The 481-nt window shown below is 42.6% G+C and carries 1 protein-coding gene and 1 pseudogene; both read right to left on the reverse strand.

Going from position 1 to position 481, the window contains the following annotated elements; translation table 11 throughout:
- Positions 1-216, reverse strand: a 216-nt coding sequence (locus tag WEIDD23_RS12200; protein ID WP_156469674.1) for an Asp23/Gls24 family envelope stress response protein, incomplete at its 3' end; no start/stop codon positions are given.
- A 135-nt stretch (positions 217-351) separates the two neighbouring features.
- Positions 352-481 (reverse strand): annotated as a pseudogene (locus WEIDD23_RS12205) (L28 family ribosomal protein); the annotation flags it as partial.

The raw sequence follows: 481 nt of genomic DNA on the forward strand, positions 1-481 counted from the left end.
AACATCAACTGCCACACCATTCTCTTGTTGGCGAACGACAACTCCCTTAGCGAAGTTATCGCCATTCAAAATTTGGTTGACCCCATCGCGAAGTGGGTTTTGGCTGGCCATACCAACAACACCATAGTTATCAGTAGCTGCACCCCCAACAATCGTCGCAATGACATCATTTTCGATCTCAATCGCACCTTGCGTTGTTTGAATCTTAACTGCCATCTGTATGACCTCCGTATAAAACTATTTCTATTTTACCATAGGATAGGCCAGAAACAGTTTTTTTGAAGAACTTGTTTACTTTTCAACAAGTCCCGTAAAAAAGAAAAAAGCCACCGTAGACGGTAGCTTTATCTATTAAACACGCTCAATTGAACCGTTCTTCAAACCAGCCTTCAAAGTACGAGCTGACAAGTACACCTTCTTAGGTGCTGAACCGTTAATCTTAACCGTCACCTTTTGTCAAGTTTGGCTTCCAGCTACGACG

Origin of the sequence: Weissella sp. DD23, from assembly GCF_001579105.1 — a bacterium.
In the GTDB taxonomy this organism is placed as follows: domain Bacteria; phylum Bacillota; class Bacilli; order Lactobacillales; family Lactobacillaceae; genus Weissella; species Weissella cibaria.